Here is a 556-nt window from a genome sequence, read left to right as displayed (position 1 = left end):
CGAAATTCGGGGGGTAGCTCACTTCCCAGCCTGCTTTGTTTGGTTGTCTGGGCGATCATTCGAGTCATGAGTATGCGTCGACGCCGGGTCATGACGCTGGGCACGCTGGTCGATCTCTTTGGGCATAGGTTGGTCCTCCTACAGCAAGAACATAAATGGCGCCCGGTTGTTCGATCCGGAGTATCCGTCGGCGATCACCTCCAGCGGCCCCAAAGCACTAACCCTCCTCCGCAATGGGCTGAGGGTCGATCTTCTGTTCACCGATATCATCATACCGGAGATGACTGAAGCTCGCGGACGCCGTAGCTGAATTCCTTCCACACCTGCCCGTCATCTATGCGGCGGGGTATACAAGCAATGCACTGGTCGGCGTTGTTGCAAAACTCTGCGTGCCGGGGGATTCACGCAGCGGGGCTGGTAGAGTAAGCGTTTCGGCATGAGCAAGCCCGAAGCTGTCCGCTACCGCACGACGAACTGGAAGTCCTACAACAAGGCCCTGAAGCGGCGCGGGTCACTGCTGATCTGGCTGGACAAAGACATGGTCTGGCTGCCCCCC

1 pseudogene is annotated in these 556 nt (G+C 58.5%); it reads left to right on the top strand.

Features of this window, described 5'->3' with window-relative positions:
* Positions 1 to 436: 436 nt before the first annotated feature.
* Positions 437 to 556, top strand: a pseudogene (locus CDV49_RS20375) (IS5/IS1182 family transposase); the annotation flags it as partial.

This window comes from Haematobacter genomosp. 1 (assembly GCF_002196855.1).
Lineage (GTDB): Bacteria > Pseudomonadota > Alphaproteobacteria > Rhodobacterales > Rhodobacteraceae > Haematobacter.
The sequence above is the reverse complement of the archived record's forward strand: the minus strand, read 5'-3'. Positions and strand labels throughout refer to the sequence as shown.